General features: G+C 67.4%; 12 protein-coding genes. 6 read left to right on the top strand and 6 right to left on the bottom strand.

The genetic code is table 11. The features are described from left to right. Nucleotides 1-174 precede the first annotated feature (174 nt). Complete coding sequence (locus AC3A4T_RS05010; protein WP_487674376.1) at nucleotides 175-1,611, top strand: virulence factor family protein; 1,437 nt, start codon at nucleotides 175-177, stop codon at nucleotides 1,609-1,611. Here AC3A4T_RS05010 and mprF read toward each other — a convergent pair. Continuing rightward, nucleotides 1,539-4,268: a bifunctional lysylphosphatidylglycerol flippase/synthetase MprF gene (gene mprF, locus AC3A4T_RS05015; RefSeq protein ID WP_487674377.1), complete on the bottom strand. Its 2,730-nt coding sequence runs from the start codon at nucleotides 4,266-4,268 to the stop codon at nucleotides 1,539-1,541. The two genes, AC3A4T_RS05010 and mprF, sit on opposite strands and share 73 nt — an antisense overlap. 466 nt (nucleotides 4,269-4,734) lie before the next feature. Next, complete coding sequence (locus tag AC3A4T_RS05020) at nucleotides 4,735-5,664, bottom strand: LysR family transcriptional regulator (protein ID WP_487674378.1); 930 nt, start codon at nucleotides 5,662-5,664, stop codon at nucleotides 4,735-4,737. Nucleotides 5,665-5,779: 115 nt separating this feature from the next. Between AC3A4T_RS05020 and AC3A4T_RS05025 the strand changes: the two genes are divergently transcribed. After that, nucleotides 5,780-6,790, top strand: a complete 1,011-nt coding sequence (locus AC3A4T_RS05025; RefSeq protein ID WP_487674379.1) for a zinc-dependent alcohol dehydrogenase family protein — start codon at nucleotides 5,780-5,782, stop codon at nucleotides 6,788-6,790. 616 nt (nucleotides 6,791-7,406) lie between these two features. Here the strand turns inward: AC3A4T_RS05025 and AC3A4T_RS05030 are convergent. The 4 genes from AC3A4T_RS05030 to AC3A4T_RS05045 all read right to left on the bottom strand — a co-directional run bounded on the left by AC3A4T_RS05030 (nucleotide 7,407) and on the right by AC3A4T_RS05045 (nucleotide 11,142). Next, nucleotides 7,407-9,200, bottom strand: coding sequence for an endonuclease (locus AC3A4T_RS05030; RefSeq protein WP_487674380.1), 1,794 nt, complete (start codon nucleotides 9,198-9,200; stop codon nucleotides 7,407-7,409). Between the two features lie 375 nt (nucleotides 9,201-9,575). Then, the gene (locus tag AC3A4T_RS05035) at nucleotides 9,576-9,983 is read right to left on the bottom strand and encodes a helix-turn-helix domain-containing protein (RefSeq protein WP_487674381.1); all 408 of its coding nucleotides are present in this window, start codon (nucleotides 9,981-9,983) and stop codon (nucleotides 9,576-9,578) included. 406 nt (nucleotides 9,984-10,389) lie between these two features. After that, a complete protein-coding gene (locus tag AC3A4T_RS05040; protein ID WP_487674382.1) occupies nucleotides 10,390-10,764 on the bottom strand; it encodes a cupin domain-containing protein in 375 nt (124 codons plus the stop codon). Nucleotides 10,765-10,887: 123 nt separating this feature from the next. After that, nucleotides 10,888-11,142, bottom strand: a complete 255-nt coding sequence (locus AC3A4T_RS05045; RefSeq protein ID WP_487674383.1) for a hypothetical protein — start codon at nucleotides 11,140-11,142, stop codon at nucleotides 10,888-10,890. A 99-nt stretch (nucleotides 11,143-11,241) separates the two neighbouring features. Between AC3A4T_RS05045 and AC3A4T_RS05050 the strand changes: the two genes are divergently transcribed. From AC3A4T_RS05050 to AC3A4T_RS05065, 4 genes are all read left to right on the top strand, one after another. Further along, complete coding sequence (locus AC3A4T_RS05050) at nucleotides 11,242-12,045, top strand: AraC family transcriptional regulator (RefSeq protein WP_487674384.1); 804 nt, start codon at nucleotides 11,242-11,244, stop codon at nucleotides 12,043-12,045. Nucleotides 12,046-12,361: 316 nt separating this feature from the next. After that, nucleotides 12,362-12,649 (top strand): co-chaperone GroES, encoded by a 288-nt coding sequence (locus AC3A4T_RS05055; protein ID WP_056116248.1) that lies wholly within the window; start codon nucleotides 12,362-12,364, stop codon nucleotides 12,647-12,649. Nucleotides 12,650-12,775: 126 nt separating this feature from the next. Then, nucleotides 12,776-14,416: a chaperonin GroEL gene (gene groL, locus AC3A4T_RS05060; protein ID WP_487674385.1), complete on the top strand. Its 1,641-nt coding sequence runs from the start codon at nucleotides 12,776-12,778 to the stop codon at nucleotides 14,414-14,416. A gap of 438 nt (nucleotides 14,417-14,854) precedes the next feature. After that, nucleotides 14,855-16,840, top strand: coding sequence for an esterase/lipase family protein (locus tag AC3A4T_RS05065; RefSeq protein WP_487674386.1), 1,986 nt, complete (start codon nucleotides 14,855-14,857; stop codon nucleotides 16,838-16,840). The last annotated feature ends 174 nt before the right edge of the window (nucleotides 16,841-17,014 follow it).

Below are 17,014 nucleotides of genomic sequence, written 5' to 3' on the forward strand. Positions count from 1 at the left end.
GCGCGAAAGCATCGCAAGCCATCGCCGCTTTCGTCTAAAACGTTCCCACCCGAACCATTCCTCCTTTGCAAAGGCGGGCAGGGGGATTCGCTTTCGCTTCCCCATCGACACCAACATCCCGACGCATTCTTTGCACGCCGACCCAGGTATAAGGTGGCGCATCGAGGAGACCTTATGCGCGTTTCGATTTTGGCTGTTGCGGTGGTCGCGGGCTGCTTGTGGGCCGCGTGTGGGCCGGTGTTCGCGGCTTCGGTGGCGGGCGCTTCCGATGCGTCGCTTCGGTTGGCCAGCGAAATCTCCCACGGCCGCTTCCAGCGCACCCCCGTGCGCCTGCCGCAGGGCGAGGTGAAGCGCTTCGTGCTGTGGTTCGCCGACGGTCTCGACGCCGCGCAGCGCAAGGCGCGCGTGGATGCGCTGGTCGCCGACGGCGCGATGGTCGCCACGGTCGATGTGCCGGCGCTGCAAGCGCTGCTGCGCAAAGACGGCGGCGCATGCAATTTCTCCTCCGGCGACGTCGAGAATTTCTCGCGTTACGTACAGGCCTACTACCGCCTGCCGACCTACCATCTGCCGCTGCTGCTCGGCGACGGCGAAGGCGCCGCGCTGGCCTATGCGATCGCCGCGCAGGGCGATGCGAGCCTGTTCGCCGGTGCGGTGTCGAACCGGTTCTGCCCCACACTCGAATTGCCGCGTCAGCTGTGCGCGTCGGCTTCGCTCAAACTCAAGCTCGACGGCAAGCTCGCGCGCCTGCAACCGGCGCCGCTGAAAGTGCCGTGGCTGGTGGCCGCGCCGCAGGCCGATGAGCGACGCTGCGACGCGGCGGCGGTGCAGGACTTCGTCAAGGCGATTCCGCAGGCGCGCGGTTTCGCCCGCAATGCCAGCGGCGACGCGACCCCCGGCCTGCGCGCGGCCTTGAACGTGCTCGGCGCGCAACGGCATGCGAGCCTGCCGCCACCGCCGTCGGACCTGCAGGGCTTGCCGATCACCGAAGTCGCGGCGATGCCCGGCGGCAACGCCGACAGCTTCGCGATCTTCGTCTCCGGCGACGGCGGCTGGGCCGACTTCGACAAGAGCGTCGCCGCGCGCCTGGCCAAGGCCGGCGTGCCGGTGGCCGGGGTCGATTCGCTGCGTTACTTCTGGACGCCGCGCACCCCGCAGAGTTTCGCCGGGGACCTCGATCGCATGGTGCGTTACTACCGCGCCCATTGGCATCGCGACAACGTGGTGCTGATCGGTTTCTCGCAGGGCGCCGACGTGTTGCCGGGCGCGTACAACCGCTTGCCGCCGGCCACACGCGGCACGGTGCGGCTGACCGCGCTGATTTCGGCCGGACAGAAGGCCGAGTACGAATTCCATCTGTCGAACTGGATCGGAAGCAGCGGCCGCGGCCTGCCGATCGCGCCGGAAGTGCTGCGCATGCCGCCGGCGCGCACGCTGTGCCTGTACGGCAGCGACGACGGCGATGCGCTGTGTCCGCATTTGCCGGCGAAAGCCGCCGGCATCGACAAGATGCCCGGCGACCATCATGTCGGCGGCGATTACGACGGCGTCGCGGCGCGGGTGTTGTCGGCGGCGGGAATCGCTTCCGCGGGCATCGCGTCGCGCCCCTGAGTTGCCGACAACACCGGCGTCGGCGGCGCCGACACCGGGAACTTGGCGACGTGACGTTCGCCTTCGCCTTCGTCGTTGCGATGCGGGTCGAGCGAGATCAACCGGGTCACGTCGATCAATGCGCTCGGCAAATGCATGCCACCGGGCGCGGCCAGATAACGGGTGCGCCAGACCGGGTCGTACTTGGCCTTGAACCGGCGCAGGCCGACGAAGCCGTAGAAACGTTCGCCGTGGCGCGCGATCAGATTGGCGAAGCGGTTCCAGCGCCCGGCCAGACGATGCTGCGACATGCCCGACAGCGGTGCCATGCCCAGCGAAAAACGCTCGAAGCCGTTGGCGCGGCCCCACAGCATCAACTCGGCGAACAGGAAATCCATCGTGCCCTTGGGCGCGTCGCCGCGATGACGCATCAGGTCGACCGACAACTCGCGGCCGTTGGTCGCGTTCCACACGTTGGCGAACGCGACGATGCGGCCTTCGTGCTCGATCAGCGCCACCGGCAGGCGGCGCAGGTAATCGGGATCGAAATTGCCGAGCGAGAAGCTCTTCTCCTCGCCGGCCTTGTGTTCGAGCCAATCGTCGGAGATCGCTTCCAACTCGGGCAGCAACGCGTCGATGTCCTCGCTCGGCGCGATACGGAAACTCAGGCCCGAGCGCTTGCCGCGGTTCCAGGCCTGACGCAGGTCGGCGCGGGTCGGGCCTTGCAGACTGAAATCGGTCAGCGGCACCAGCGCTTCCTCGCCGAGCTTGACCAGGGTCAGGCCCATGTCGAGGTAGGTCTGCCAGTACTGTTCGCCGACTTGATAGAACACCGGGCGCATGCCGAGGCGATCGGCTTCCTCGCGGAACCGCCAGATCAGCGCGCGCGCGACCTCGGGCGGACCGACTGGATCGCCCATCGCGATCAGCGAACCGCCGTAGCGCTGCATCATCGCGAAGCCGCGGTTTTTGCTGTCGAGCAGCAGCGCCTTGTCGCCGGTCAAGGCCAGATGCGCCTGACTGTCGTCGGCGCCGGCGAGGATCGGCCGGATCGCCGCCAGTTGCGCTTCGTCCGCCGCCGGCAGCGGCGCGCGCGCGGCGTGCAGCAAGCGCGCCAGACCGAACGCGATCACGGTGACGCTGACCAGCAGCATAGCCCGCAGCGCGCGCGGCGCGTTGCCCGAGACCAGGAATTCCCACCACAGCTCGTTGCGGTATTCGACGTGGCTGTAAGCGAAGAACATCAGCCAGATCGCCGCGATCAACACCAGGCCGAGATTGCGCAGCCAGCGCCACGACCAGGCTTCGTCGAGCAGCGCGCCTTCGCGGTAGAACTCGCGTCGCGCCGCCCACAGCGCGACCGCGACCAGCGGCGGCATCAGCGACAACACCCAATGCCCGCCGCGCAGCCAGGCCGGCAGCGGCAGCAACAGACACACGCCCAACGCCAGCGCCCAGGCCGCGTGGCTGCGCCGCTGCAGGCCCTGGCCGATCAGCAACAGGCCGACGCCGCCGAGGCTGGCGAGCAACTGCGAGGTTTCGATCAACGGCAGTGGCGCACCGACCAGCCGATGCTTCGGCTTGGGCAAGGTGCCGTCGAGAATCAGCGCGGCGCCGAGCACGAACGCGGCCAGCGCGATCACATGCGGCAACCACGGCCGGATCGCCAGCCACGCGGTGCGCAGCGCGCCCGCGCGTCGCGCCACCGGCCCGCGCACCGCGCCGAACAAGCCCAGCACCGTCGCCAGCACCAGCGGCAGCGCGTAGTAGGTGATGCGATAGGCGACCGCGGCCGCGAGCAGGCTGGCCGGCGCGACGCCCGGCAACAGCTTGAGCAGGCTCCATTCGAACACGCCGATGCCGGCCGGCACGCTCGACACCAGGCCCGCCAGCACCGCCACCAGATACAAACCGACGAAGCCGATGAAACCGGTGCCCGACTCCGGCGGAATGGACGGCGCCAGCAACACGTACAGGGCGCCGCCGGCCAGGGCCAGTTCGACCACGCTCAGCGCAGTGACGCTGAGCACGGTGCGGCGGTCGGGCAGCCACAGCGCATGGCCGCGCAGGCGCAGGGTGCGACCGTCGCGGCCGACCGCGAACAGCAGGCCGAAGAACGCGAGCGCGATCGCCGCGCCGATCGCGCGGATCGCGCTTGCGCTGAGCGGCAGCAACAAGGTTGCCGGCGCGGGTTCGAACATCAACGCGCAGGCCAGCAACACCCAGGCGCCGAACACGAAGCCCAAGGTGCTCATCAACACGACCTGACCGATGTCGGCGAGCGACAACCCGGCCGCGCCGTAGCCGCGCAGCCGCACCGCGCCGCCGGTCAGCGCGGCGAAGCCCAGAGTGTGGCCGACCGCGTTGGCGAGGAAGGCGGTGACGATCAACCGCAGCGGCTTGACCTTGCTCGCGTTGCGGCGCAGGCCGATGGCGTCGAAGCCAACCAAACAGGCATAGCTCGCGAGGGCAAGCAGAAACGCCAAGGCGATACGAAGAGAGTCGATTTCCGCGAAAGCATGTTTAATCGACCGATACCCCTGCTCGCTGAATTCCCCGGCGAGCGCATGCAGCGCCAGCGCGAGGATCGCCAGGCTGGCGAGCATCGACACGGCGCGGCGCCAGGACGGCGACGCACGCTCGGCGGCTGGCGATGGGGCGGACGTCGGGGTGGTCATGCGGCGCTGCGTGTGGGGGATGGGGAAGCTTTCAGCAAGCGATGCGAAAGCGGAATGAGGGTGGGCGGCGGCATTTTAGGCGACGGCGCTGGCGAGGGCGTCGGGGTGTGGGTAAGAGCAAATCCCCCTGGTCCCCCTTTTCAAAGGTAGGAACTCTTCGGGATGGTTATGCGCAAGTCGGGGGCACGATGGCTCGGGGTCGGGCAGCGTGAGCTTTTCGGCACGAGAGTGCGAGCTGTGTCTGCGAAAACGACGTCAACGCAAACGGCAAGCGTAGGACCTGCGTAGGAAATGTCCCGCGCTCTAAAGCGCTGGTTGGACTTCCAGCGTCACCAACCCGACCCGGTTAAACCGATCGAACCCCATGCCCACTTTGAACAGGGGGCGAGCGCCCGGCGCAACCCCGAAGCATGTGCATCCCACAGCGCGGAGGATTCGCTTTTGCGTTCAATTCACTGCGAACCCTTCATCCCACCCCGCCCCCGATCAGCCGATCCCATACCGCCGGCTGCCCGATCGTCTCCTCGACGAAATCGATGAAGGCCTCGACCTTGCGCGGCCGGTACTCGCGTCCCGGGTACACCGCGTAGATCCCGATCGGCACCAAGCTCCAGTCCGGCAGCACTTCCACCAACTGCCCCGAGGCCAGTTCCTGCGCCACCGCGAAGGTCGCGCTCTGCACGATGCCGCCGCCGGCCACCGCCGCTTCGACCAGCGGCACGCCGTAATTCGCCTTCAAGCGGCCGCGCACCGGCACCCGCAGTGGCTCGCGCTCGCGCTGGAATTCCCAGGTCGGGGTGTCGCGGAACAAGGTGTAGTGCAGGCAGTCGTGCTCGATCAGTTCGGCCGGCGTGGACGGCGCGCCGCGCCGGGCGAGGTAGTCGGGCGAAGCGACCAGGATGCGCCGGGTCTGGGCGATGCGTCGCGCCACCAGCCGCGAATCGGTCAGCGCGCCAATCCGGATCGCCGCGTCGAAGCCGTCGCCGATCAGATCGACGAAGCGATCGTCGAATTGCAGGTCCAGGTCGATGCCGGGGTGGCGTTCGAGAAACGCCGACACCCGCGGCATCACGTACAGGCGGCCGAAATTCATCGGCAGCGACACCCGCAGTTCGCCGCGCGGCTGCAGCGACAAGTCGTGGACCCGCTCGCCCGCCGCCAGGATCTGCGCCAATGCCGGCGCGACCTCGGCGTAGTAGTGGCGGCCGGGTTCGGTCAGGCTCAGGCGCCGGGTCGAGCGATTCAGCAGCTTGGCCCCGAGCCGCGCCTCCAGCGTGTTCAGCCGGCGCGTGATCGCCCCCGGCGTGACCTGCAGCTGCCGCGCCGCGGCGGTGAAACTGCCGTGCTGCAGGATGGCCTCGAAGGCTTCGAGTTCGGAATACAGTCCACCGATCATTATTGAGCCATCCTCAATGATGAGTTGCCGAGTCGATCCTATATCAATGCATGGCGCAACAATAGTCTGGGCTCCCCGAACCAGCCGGTCCGCGCGACGGACCCGAGGAACCCCGATGGACGCCTTCCAACTGCAAGGCCACGACCTGGACAGCCTGCGCCGCGTCGAACTGCCCGAACCCCGCCCCGGTCCCGGCGAAGTCCGCATCCGCGTTGCCGCGGCCTCGGTCAACTACCGCGACTACGCCCTCGCCACCGGCCGCTACCAGCCCGAGTTGCCGCGGCCGTTCGTGCCGCTGTCCGACGGCGTCGGCCGCATCGACGCGCTCGGCGAAGGCGTCGATAGCTACGCGCTCGGCGAGCGTGTGATCGGTCACTACACGACCCAGTGGATCGACGGTCCGTTCCGGTCGGCCAACCATGCGAGCAAGCTTGGCGGCCCGCTCGACGGCTGGCTGGCGCGGCAGATCGTGTTGCCGGCCAGCGCGATCGCGCGCGCGCCTGAATTTCTCGACGATGCCGCCGCCTCGACCTTGCCGGTGTCGGGCCTGACCGCGTGGGCGGCGTTGCAACGCATGGCCCTGCCGGCCGGCGCGAGCGTGCTGGTGCAGGGCACCGGCAGCGTGTCCTTGATGGCGCTGCAACTGGCGGTCGCGCGCGGCCTGGACGTGATCGCGACCACCGGCGACGCCGGCAAGGCCGAATGGCTGCGCGGCCTGGGTGCGCGCGCCGTCATCGATTACAAACAGCGGCCCGATCTGTCGGCCGCGGTGCGCGAACTGACCGATGGTCGCGGCGTGGACGGCATCGTCGACGTGGTTGGTGGCCCGCAGTTCCTCGACCTGCTTGGTGCGGCGGCTGACAACGCGCATATCGCGGTGATCGGCTTCCTGCACAGCATGCAGGTCGACGGCAACTTGATCGGCCCGATCATGGCGCGCCAGCTCAACATTCACGGCGTCAGCGTCGGCAGCCTGCGCGATCTGCAGGCGTTCCTGGCCGAAGTGGAAACGCGGCGGATCGTGCCGATCGTGGGCGCGCGGTTTTCGTTCGAGCAGGGCGCGCAGGCGATTGCGTCGATCGCGCAGCAGCGGCAGGTGGGCAAGCCGTTGGTGATGTTTGATTAGCGGCGCAGGGGCGTGGGGACGTAAAGTTTTTCGCTCAAAGTCGCTGGATTCCCGCGTTCGCGGGAATGACGAGCAGAAGCAGGGCGCTCGGCGTTCTGATTGAGTCGCCACGAAACCTTACTACCGTCATCCCCGCGAAGGCGGGGATCCAGAGACTTCAGAGTCATGCCTGGATGAAGCCCTGGATCCCCGCCTTCGCGGGAATGACGTTAGGAGGGTTCGTGAAGGCAGGATGGTTCGCGACGAAAGGAAGAATCAGTGTCGACTCGCCTGATAGGAAGGCTGCGCGTCGTGCTTTTGCTCTTCATTCCCGCGAACGCGGGAATCCAGCGGCTTTCGTCCAGGTCGCCCGAATGTGCATTTCAGCCGAATGCAGGCCATGCCACCAAACTACGCTGCATCGCATCGCGGCCACACCGCAACCACAGCACCGCGCCACATCGAATCTTGGGCATGGCGCAGACCCGCACAGCACCACATCAAATCGCACGCACAACACCGCCACCACACCAAACCACACGTCCTATCTCAAACCGCCATCGCCACACCCCGAAAAAACGAAGGCCCGCATCCGCGGGCCTTCGTCTCGAAACACTAAAACCCAATCAACCAGCGCTTACGGAATCAACTGGCAACTAGCCGGCTTGGCCGAATTGAACAGCGACGCCGTCGCCCATTCCGGATGATCGATGAACGGGTTGCGGTTGCCCTGGAAGCTGTAGATCACTTCGTTGCGCGCCTTCTCGGCCGCATCCGGCGGGTCGGCCTGATGCCACGACAGCAGCGTGGTCAGCAGACCCATGTAGGCCGGCGAGGACGAAGTGATCACGATCTTGCTGCGGTCGTCGGTCAGTTCCAGATCCGGTTCGCTCTGTCCGGTGTTCGGATCGGTGCCGCCCTCGTAGCGGATCGCCATGTACAGCACCGCGCGCGCCATGTCGCCACGGCGCTTGCCCCAGACCTGGAACGAACCGGCGTTGCCGTCGGGCGTCTTGAACCAGTTCGAATTGCCCGGGTACACGCCGCTGCCGCCGCCCTGGCCGTTGTTGACCTCGGTGACGCGCTCGCCGCAGCCGCTCGACAGCGAACAGTCGGCGAACGGCTTGTTGCCGCGATCGGAGTTGTAGCCCGCGTCGGTGAGATACAGCATGTGGGTGTCGGTGTACGGCGCGTGCGGCAGGCCGAGGTTGCCGGTCGCGCTGCTGAAGCCCAGCGAATTCGGCCAGGTGTGCTCGCGGTTGTACTTCACGCCGCTGCCGCTGCCGGCGCGGTCGGTGACCTTGAGGTAGCTGCGGTTCTTGTACGCGTCGAGGATGCGGCCGGCGTTGTTCGGATCCTCGTCGGCGATTTCCAGGATCGTCCAGGTGTTGGTGGTGCCGCCGCTGTACGGATACGCGGTGTGGCCCTTGATCGTGGCATGCAGCGAGCAACGCAGCTGGCTGGCGCTGCTGGTGTTGACGTGCGAGTAGTAACCCGTCGGCGTGCCGCCGCCGCCGCTGGCGACGTTGAAGTTGACCACGGTGTTCGCGGCCGGGGTCGCGCCGCCGGCGTCGGTGACCTTGCTGGCGACGACGGTGAAGGTGCAGCTTTCGCCGGCGTGCAGCGCGGTGCCGGTCGAGGCGGTGATCGCGGTGCCGCTGGCCGGGTAGCTCAGCGCGACCGCGCCCGAGGTGGCGCATTGCAGGGTCAGCGCGCCGCTGGCCAGGGTCACCGCTTCGCTGAAGTTCGCGACCAAGTCGCCGGCGGCCGGGAACGTGCTCGAACCGTTGGCCGGGGTGGTCGAACTCACGCTCGGCGGGGTGTTCGGCGAGGAGCCGGTGAAGGTCTGGCCGTTGTTGCAGGCGCCGAAGGTCTGGGTCGCCGAGTTCTGCCAGGTGAACTGCGAATACGCGCTGCCGTTGCCCGACAGCTGCAGCGAGGTGCCGGCCGCGGTCGAACCCGATTCGGACACCGGCAGGTTGATGCTGGTCTTGCCCGCGGCCGGGCCGCCGCTGGCGGTGATCTGGCCTTCGTAGCTCAGGAACTGGACCACGTTGCCGCTGCCGTCGACCAGGGCGAAGCCGTCGTTGGCCCCGTTCTGGATGCCGTTGGTGGGGTAGCTCAACGTGGCGATGCGCGCGCTGCCGCTGCCGCAGGTCACCACGCTGCCGGCCGGGACCGGGTCGTTGTCGTAGGTCACCGCCGACGACGGCGAGCTGCCGTTGTACAGATAGATGCGGTAGTTGCTGAGGGTTTCGCCGGCGGTGGCGACGACTTCGATCCGCTCGCCGGTGTCGCCGGCCGAGGTGGCGTCGTCGTAATGGAATTCGTTGATGAACACCGCGGCCGAGGCCATCGACGGCAACAGCGCGGCGATGGCGAGCGAGAGAACGGCGGCGCGGCGCACGCGGGGCGTGCTTGCGAACAGCATGGCGGAACAGTCAGTGACTGACTTGCGCATCGAAACGACTCCTTGTGAGTGGCGTGGCGTCCGGCCGCATGAAAGCGCTAGGCCGGCGCAGCTCAGGCGCCCTCCCCGGGCGCACCGGTCGAGTCTAGACGCGGTTTGTGACCGAGCCGGGCATGCGCCGGCGAATGGAGCAGCCAAATAGAGACGTTGGTCGCGGTTATGTGGGTTATCGCCGTAGATCGGCTGCGTTGGATGCCGCGAGAAGCGGCGGCGGGCCGACGGTCGCGGGCGCGATCGGCTTGTGAAACAGCGCTTTTGCGAGTGCGGGTTTGGTGGGCGGCTTCAGCCCGATGTGGTTCGCTCAGCTCATCTCGAGGCGGTGGCTGGCTCCGGCGCTCAGCCCGCGCCCTGGCCCTTGCCGCCGCGGGTCTTGCCGGTACGCAGCTCCGCCAGTTGCTCGGCGACTTCCACCAGCGGCGCCTTGGAGCGGGTCGGCGCCTCGCGGAACGCCGCGATCAGGCGCAGCTCCAGCGGGTCATCGATCAGCAGCGCGTCGGCGGCGGCGACCGAGTCCATCGCCGTGTCCAGCGACAGGCCCATCTTGCCGCGACCGGTCGCGAGCCATTCGAACTGCACGCCGGTGACCAGGGCCAGTTCGCGCAGGTGGGCCATGCTCGGGAACTTGCCCTGGGCCGCTTCCCAATGCCCGACCGCGCTGCGTTGTACGCCCACCGCCGCGCCGAGGGCGGCCTGGGACAGGCCGGCGTGGCGGCGTGCGAGTCGAATGCGCTGTTGGGGCGTCATGAGATGGATTTGGCACTTTTATAGGGGAAAAATCAGCAAGTGCTACCTATGCTCACCTAGTGATCGATAGACGCCGTACCTAGTGCGCTTTAGCTAGCCGTGTGCGCTGTCGCTTCCAACAAATACAGCAAGTTAAGTGCTCGGACAAGTCCTGTTGATACCGGTAGTGGCGGCGCCCAGCCGGCCGACGTGTGGCAACCGTCGCAAGGACTTCGCAAGATGCTCACACGCTGATATGGACTTCGGCTGGACACGAGGTCGGTTCGGGGGACGGGCGCTGGATTGCGCCATGCGTAGGACGGCCATCTCCGTACCAAAGAGCGCGTTCCACGGGACGCGCTCTTTCTTTTTGTGCGCCGCGCGGGCCGTCGATTCCGATCCGCACGATGGCCGACCGGCCGCGCGCTCAGGCCAGCGGCCGCAACTGCTCGTCGAGCGAGCGGGTCTTGTCGGTGACCACGTCCCCGGTGTGCCGGGTGGTTTTGCGTTCGATCAGCAGGATGTGGCATTCCTCGCTGGCGACCGGGTTGTGGCGTACGCCCTTGGGCACCACGAACAACTCGCCCGCGCCCAGTTCGACGGTGCGGTCTTCCATCTCGATCGCCAGCCTGCCTTTGAGCACCATGAACAATTCGTCCTCGTCGGCATGGCTGTGCCAGGCCAGGGTGCCGTGCACGCGCGCGACCTTGATATAGGCGTCGTCGACTTCGGCGATCACCCGCGGCGACCACAGTTCGGTGAGCGTTGCGGCGATCTCGGCGGGAGAAGTCACGGACGACATGCGAAATCCTGGCGAAGGCTGGGAATCCCAGTCTAGTACGCCCTGGTACGCCGCATGGCACGCCGCCCGACGCGGCGTGTCCGGCCATGCAGAGGCCGCACGCGCGCCATGGCGCCGCGTGCGTCAATCCTGCGATTCGACCCACGTGCGCAGCCTGGCGTCGCGAATCTCCAGCACTTCGAACAAACCCACCGCGCGCAAGGCGGGCAGGGCTTCGCGGATGTGCTGTTCGGCCTCGGCGCGCGCGGCGTCGGCGGTTTGCGGGTCGCTCAAGGCGCGGGCATTGGCCAGGAACGCGGCGACCGAGCCTTTGCGTACGGCCACGCCGTCGATCCGGGCTTCATCGAGGTGGTCGGGCAGGATGTCGTGAGCGCGCATCGGAAACTCCATCGTGACGGTCGAAAAGGTGGGTCCATGCTGGGTGGGCCGGGCCGGCTCTGCTACGTTGCCCCGGCCATCCCATAGCGCGTTCCGGCCATGTCCGATCCTTTGCTTGCCCCGGCCCGCGCCGATTCGGATGCGGGGCCGTTCGTGATCGCGGTGAGCCTGGTCGCCCATGGCGTGCGCGACACCGCGCCGCACCAGCACGCGCGCGGGCAATTGCTGGGCGCCCATCGCGGCCTGCTGTCCGTCGGCACCGGGCAGGGCCGCTGGCTGGTGCCGGCGACCGATGCGGTGTGGCTGCCGCCGCACGCGCCGCATTCGCTGCGCTCGCACGGCGAGGCGTTTTCCGGCTGGAGCGTGTATGTCGCCCAGGCCGATTGCGTGGCGTTGCCGACGCGGCCGTGTGCGATCCGGGTGTCGGCGCTGCTGCGTGCAGCGATCGCCCGAGCCGCGACCTGGCCGGCTTCGTTGCCGTTGGACGAGGCCCGGGAGCGGCTGGCGCGGGTGCTGCTGGACGAGATCGTCGATTGCCATGCCCACAGCCGGGCCGGCGAACGCATCGGCCTGCCGATGCCGAGCGATCCGCGCGCGCTGCGCGTGGCCCAGGCCCTGATCGACGACCCGGCCGATCCACGCGGTCTGGCCGAATGGGCGGCTTACGCGCATTTGTCCGAGCGCAGCCTGAGCCGCCACTTCAGCGCCGAAACCGGCTACAGCCTGCTGCAATGGCGGCAACGCGCGCGGCTGATGCGCGCGCTGGAACGGCTGGCGGCCGGCGAGGCGGTGACCACGGTCGCGCTGGAGATGGGTTACGACAGCGTCAGCGCGTTCACCGCCATGTTCCGGCGCCACCTTGGCGCCGCGCCGACCCAGTACCTCAAGCCCTCGCGGGGCTGAGCGGCCGGACGGGGCGGGCGTGGCCTGACGGTTCGGCCATGCGCAGATCCCCATCGGTCCAGGCACCGCTGTCCTTCTTATTAGTGAGCTTTGCCCCGCGCGTCCGGCATCCGCGCCGGGAGTCCGCGCCCGCCGGCATCCGGGCGGCATCGAGAATTTCTTCGCCCGGGCCCTTGAAAGGCCGCCAGGACGCCTCATGTTCCGTGCAGTCCCGGTTCGCCCGGGCGCTTTTGTCCCCGGCGTTGGCACTCGACGGGGGCGACTGCTAAAATTCCCGTTCTTTCTCCACCCATTCAATCACTTACAGAGGGTCGCCATGAATCTCAAGCCGCTTTACGACCGCGTTGTGGTCAAGCCGATCGAAGCCGACGAAATCTCCGCCGGCGGCATCATCATCCCCGACGCCGCCAAGGAAAAGTCGACCAAGGGTGAAGTCGTCGCCGTCGGCGAAGGCAAGGCCCTGGACAACGGCAGCCTGCGCGCGCCGAAGCTCAAGGTCGGTGACAAGGTCATCTACGGCCAGTACTCGGGCAGCTCCTACAAGCAGGACGGCGTCGAGTACAAGATTTTGAAAGAAGACGACGTGCTGGCGATCGTCGGTTAAGAGCCGCGATTCGGGATTGGGCATTCGGGATTCGCAAAGCGCTTGCGCTGCGATCCCGCCCCACCCGACGACCCGCTTCAGCTCTTGCCAATCCCAAATCCCCAATCTCAAATCCCGGAGTTTCAAATGGCTGCCAAAGAAATTCGTTTCGGTGAGGACGCACGCGCCAAGATGGTGCGCGGCGTCAACATTCTCGCCAATGCCGTAAAGGCCACCCTCGGTCCGAAGGGCCGCAACGTCGTGCTCGAGAAGAGCTTCGGCGCGCCGACGATCACCAAGGACGGCGTGTCCGTCGCCAAGGAAATCGAGCTGGCCGACAAGTTCGAGAACATGGGCGCGCAGATGGTCAAGGAAGTCGCTTCCAAGACCTCCGACAACGCCGGTGACGGCACCACCACCGCGACCGTGCTGGCGCAGGCGCTGATCCGCGAGGGCATGAAGGCGGTCGCCGCCGGCATGAACCCGATGGACCTCAAGCGCGGCATCGACAAGGCCGTGGTTGAAGCCGTCGGCGAGCTCAAGAAGCTGTCCAAGCCGTCCTCGACCAGCAAGGAAATCGCCCAGGTCGGCGCGATCTCGGCCAACTCCGACGCCGACATCGGCGACCTCATCGCTCAGGCGATGGACAAGGTCGGCAAGGAAGGCGTGATCACCGTTGAAGACGGTTCGGGCCTGGAGAACGAGCTCGACGTGGTCGAGGGCATGCAGTTCGATCGCGGCTACCTGTCGCCGTACTTCATCAACAACCAGCAGTCGATGTCGGCCGAGCTGGACGACCCGTACGTGCTGCTGTACGACAAGAAGATCTCCAACGTGCGCGACCTGCTGCCCGTGCTGGAAGGCGTGGCCAAGTCCGGCAAGCCGCTGCTGATCGTCGCCGAGGAAGTCGAAGGCGAAGCGCTGGCGACCCTGGTGGTCAACACCATCCGCGGCATCGTCAAGGTCTGCGCCGTGAAGGCGCCGGGCTTCGGCGACCGTCGCAAGGCGATGCTCGAAGACATGGCCGTGCTGACCGGCGGCACCGTGATCTCCGAGGAAGTCGGCCTGCAGCTCGAGAAGGCCACGATCAAGGACCTGGGCCGCGCGAAGAAGGTGCAGGTCTCCAAGGAGAACACCACCATCATCGACGGCGCCGGCGACGGCGAGACGATCCAGTCGCGCATCAAGCAGATCAAGGCGCAGATCGAAGAGACCTCGTCGGACTACGATCGCGAGAAGCTGCAGGAGCGCGTGGCCAAGCTGGCCGGCGGCGTCGCGGTGATCAAGGTCGGCGCGTCGACCGAAATCGAAATGAAGGAAAAGAAGGCTCGCGTTGAAGACGCGCTGCACGCCACCCGCGCTGCCGTGGAAGAAGGCATCGTCCCGGGCGGCGGCGTCGCGCTGCTGCGCGCCAAGGCCGCGATCAGCGGTCTGAAGGGCGCCAACGAAGACCAGAACCACGGCATCCAGATCGCCCTGCGCGCGATGGAAGCGCCGCTGCGCGAGATCGTCACCAACGCCGGCGAAGAGCCGTCGGTCATCCTGAACAAGGTCCAGGAAGGCACCGGCGCGTTCGGCTACAACGCCGCCAACGGCGAATACGGCGACATGCTCGAGTTCGGCATCCTGGACCCGACCAAGGTCACCCGCACCGCGCTGCAGAACGCCGCGTCGATCGCCGGTCTGATGATCACGACCGAAGCGATGGTCGCCGAGCTGCCGAAGAAGGACGAGCCGGCGATGCCGGGCGGCGGCGGCATGGGCGGCATGGGCGGCATGGACTTCTGATCCACCGATCGCCGTGAAGCAACACGAGGAACCCCGCCGAAAGGCGGGGTTCTTTTTTGCGGCGCCGGCCGCGCCGCGAATGCGCGAACGCGACCAATCGGAAGTCTGCGCGGTTGGGGTGTCGGCCCGATGCTCTCGCCGCCGAAAGCCGCATCGAAACCCTGGCGGAAAGCGTCGAGGCTGAAGCCCCGCCGGGTCCTCGCCGCCGAGCCCGGGCGCTGGCCGTCGCCCCGGCATCGTATCGATCCGGCCCCAACTGCCCGGCGCGGGCGGTCTTATGAATCCCTAATCCGTGGACGCTAATCTCGCGGTCTTGATCGATCCACGCCCTGAAATCGATTTACTCCGCTCACAGCGCCCTCGACAATGCCCTTCACGCTTCCCCCCGGATCCAGCATGCCCCTGCGCTCGATCGCCCTCGTCCTGACGAGCCTCCTCATGCTGCTGGGCAGCGGCTGCGCGGTGGTCAAGGTCAAGGAGCGCGCGTTCGGCGATATCGCCGCCGAGCGCAATCTCGACGCGCTCAACGGCGGCAAGCTGAGCACCGCGTCGGCGACCGCGCTGGGTTCGGCCGGGCTCGATCCGGAGCTGTGCGCGCGCGACCCCGCACCGTGCATCGAACAGCTGCGGCCGCTCGCGTCGAGCGAGTCGTGGCTGGCGACGGCGTCGGAACTGCAACTGTTGCGCATGAACGCCGCGCCGGCGACGGTCAGCAAGGCCGCCGAGAGCGCGGGCCTGTCGCGGCGCAAGGCCGAGGCGATCGAAGCGGGCGACGCGGCGACGGTCGACGCCAACGCGGCGATCGCTGGGCAGGTCGCCACCGACGAGCGCACCCGCGCCGCGGTCGAGACCGCGCGCTATGCCTACGCCTATCTGTTCCTGACCGCGCGCACGCCCGAGCAGCGCGTGTTCGAAGCGCGCCAGCAACGCGTGCTGCAGTACTACAACCGCGCCGTCGATGTCGTTGCCCAGGCCGCGTTCGAAGCCAGCCGCGGCCAGATCGGTGCCTCGCCGCTGCAGGTCGGCGGTTTGAATCTCGGCATCGGCCTGCACGGTTACGAAGCCTCGGAGATCAGCCAGCAACCCGAAGCGCTGCTCGCCTCCGACACGCTCGGCTTCGACAACCTGCGCGCGGTGTATCGCCGCGACGGTTTCGGTACCGGCCTGGTCGCGGTGTTTCCGCGGCGCGCGCCGTCGCCGGCGCCGGTCACGCCGGCCGACGAAGCCAGCGCGGACGACACGCCGTATCGCGACACCCGCTATCTGCCGGTGACCGCGACCCTGCGCTTCGACGGCGACAGCCTGGACGCGGTGCTGGCGAGCGATCAGGCCAGCATGGACGTCTACAACCCGTATCGCATCGACAGCGAGACCATCGGCGGACGCAAGGTTCCGCTCGCGGCGAATTATTCGGCCGCCTATGGCGTGTGGCTGGCGCGTTCGGAACTGGCGCGGTTGAGCCTGTCGAGTCTGTTGCGGCCCAAGCAGGCGCGCGCGTTCAAGCCGCGCATCTACCTCAATCAGCCTTACGATCCGAACAAGCGGGTGATCGTGCTGGTGCATGGCCTGGCCAGCAGCCCGGAGGCGTGGGTCAATCTGGCCAACGAGATCCTCGGCGACGAAGCGCTGCGCAAGCACTATCAGCTGTGGCAGGTGTTCTATCCGACCAACATCGGCATCCTGTCCAATCGCGCGGCGATCGCTTCGGCGCTGGACAAGACCTTCAAACATTACGATCCCGAGGGCGACGATGTCGCCAGTCGCGATGCGGTGTTGGTGGGTCACAGCATGGGCGGGGTGATTTCGCGGCTGTTGGTCAGCGACAGCGGCGAACGGGTGCTCGACGAAACGCTCAAGGCCTTCGATCCGGCCGTCGCGCAGCGTCTGCGTAACGAACCGCTGGTGCGCGCGCTGACCGTGTTCCAGCCGCTGCCGCAATTCGGCCGGGTGGTGTTCCTGGCCTCGCCGCATCGCGGCGCGGTGGTCACCGACGGTTGGCCGCTGCGGATGGTGCGCAAGCTGATTCGTCTGCCGTTCGATGTCCTGCGCGAGACCGCCGAACTGGCGCAGCGCACCAAGGTCGATCAGGACGAGTTGCAGAAGATCGGTTTCCGCAAGGGCCGTCCGCCGACCGGCCCGGACGACCTGAGTCCGAATTCCTTGTTCATGCGCAGCACCGAGAACCTGCCGATCGAAGCGGGCATGCCGTACCACACGATTGTCGGCCAACGCGATCCCAAGATCGCGCTGCTGCAATCCAGCGACGGCGCGGTGCCGTACCGCAGCGCGCATCTGGATGGCGCCTTGTCGGAGAAGGTGATCGTGTCCGGCCACAGCGTGCAGGAGACGCCGCAGGCGATCCTGGAGTTGCGGCGGATTCTGCGCGTGGATATGGCGCAGTACGAGAAGAACGGGAAGCGGTGACGGCGCGGTAGGCGAAGTTGCGCGGTCGCAGCTTACGCAGCTCCTACAGGGGGCTATCGCGTTGTCGCTGGACGTTGCTGCATTTCCGACTGTAGGAGCAGCGTGAGCCGCGACCGCCATGCCCGACTAACCGCGCAATCGCGGTTCGGACGTCATCATCGAATGCGGCCCACC

The sequence above is a fragment of the Lysobacter sp. Soil_N_51 genome, assembly GCF_057655755.1.

Bases quoted from the DNA above. Each gene is read 5' to 3' on its own strand.
- AC3A4T_RS05030 (WP_487674380.1), bottom strand. From the start codon at position 9,200: ATGCTGTTCGCAAGCACGCCCCGCGTGCGCCGCGCCGCCGTTCTCTCG.
- AC3A4T_RS05035 (WP_487674381.1), bottom strand. From the start codon at position 9,983: ATGACGCCCCAACAGCGCATTCGACTCGCACGCCGCCACGCCGGCCTG.
- AC3A4T_RS05020 (WP_487674378.1), bottom strand. From the start codon at position 5,664: ATGATCGGTGGACTGTATTCCGAACTCGAAGCCTTCGAGGCCATCCTG.
- groL (WP_487674385.1), top strand. From the start codon at position 12,776: ATGGCTGCCAAAGAAATTCGTTTCGGTGAGGACGCACGCGCCAAGATG.
- AC3A4T_RS05010 (WP_487674376.1), top strand. From the start codon at position 175: ATGCGCGTTTCGATTTTGGCTGTTGCGGTGGTCGCGGGCTGCTTGTGG.
- AC3A4T_RS05050 (WP_487674384.1), top strand. From the start codon at position 11,242: ATGTCCGATCCTTTGCTTGCCCCGGCCCGCGCCGATTCGGATGCGGGG.
- mprF (WP_487674377.1), bottom strand. From the start codon at position 4,268: ATGACCACCCCGACGTCCGCCCCATCGCCAGCCGCCGAGCGTGCGTCG.
- AC3A4T_RS05055 (WP_056116248.1), top strand. From the start codon at position 12,362: ATGAATCTCAAGCCGCTTTACGACCGCGTTGTGGTCAAGCCGATCGAA.
- AC3A4T_RS05040 (WP_487674382.1), bottom strand. From the start codon at position 10,764: ATGTCGTCCGTGACTTCTCCCGCCGAGATCGCCGCAACGCTCACCGAA.
- AC3A4T_RS05025 (WP_487674379.1), top strand. From the start codon at position 5,780: ATGGACGCCTTCCAACTGCAAGGCCACGACCTGGACAGCCTGCGCCGC.
- AC3A4T_RS05045 (WP_487674383.1), bottom strand. From the start codon at position 11,142: ATGCGCGCTCACGACATCCTGCCCGACCACCTCGATGAAGCCCGGATC.
- AC3A4T_RS05065 (WP_487674386.1), top strand. From the start codon at position 14,855: ATGCTGCTGGGCAGCGGCTGCGCGGTGGTCAAGGTCAAGGAGCGCGCG.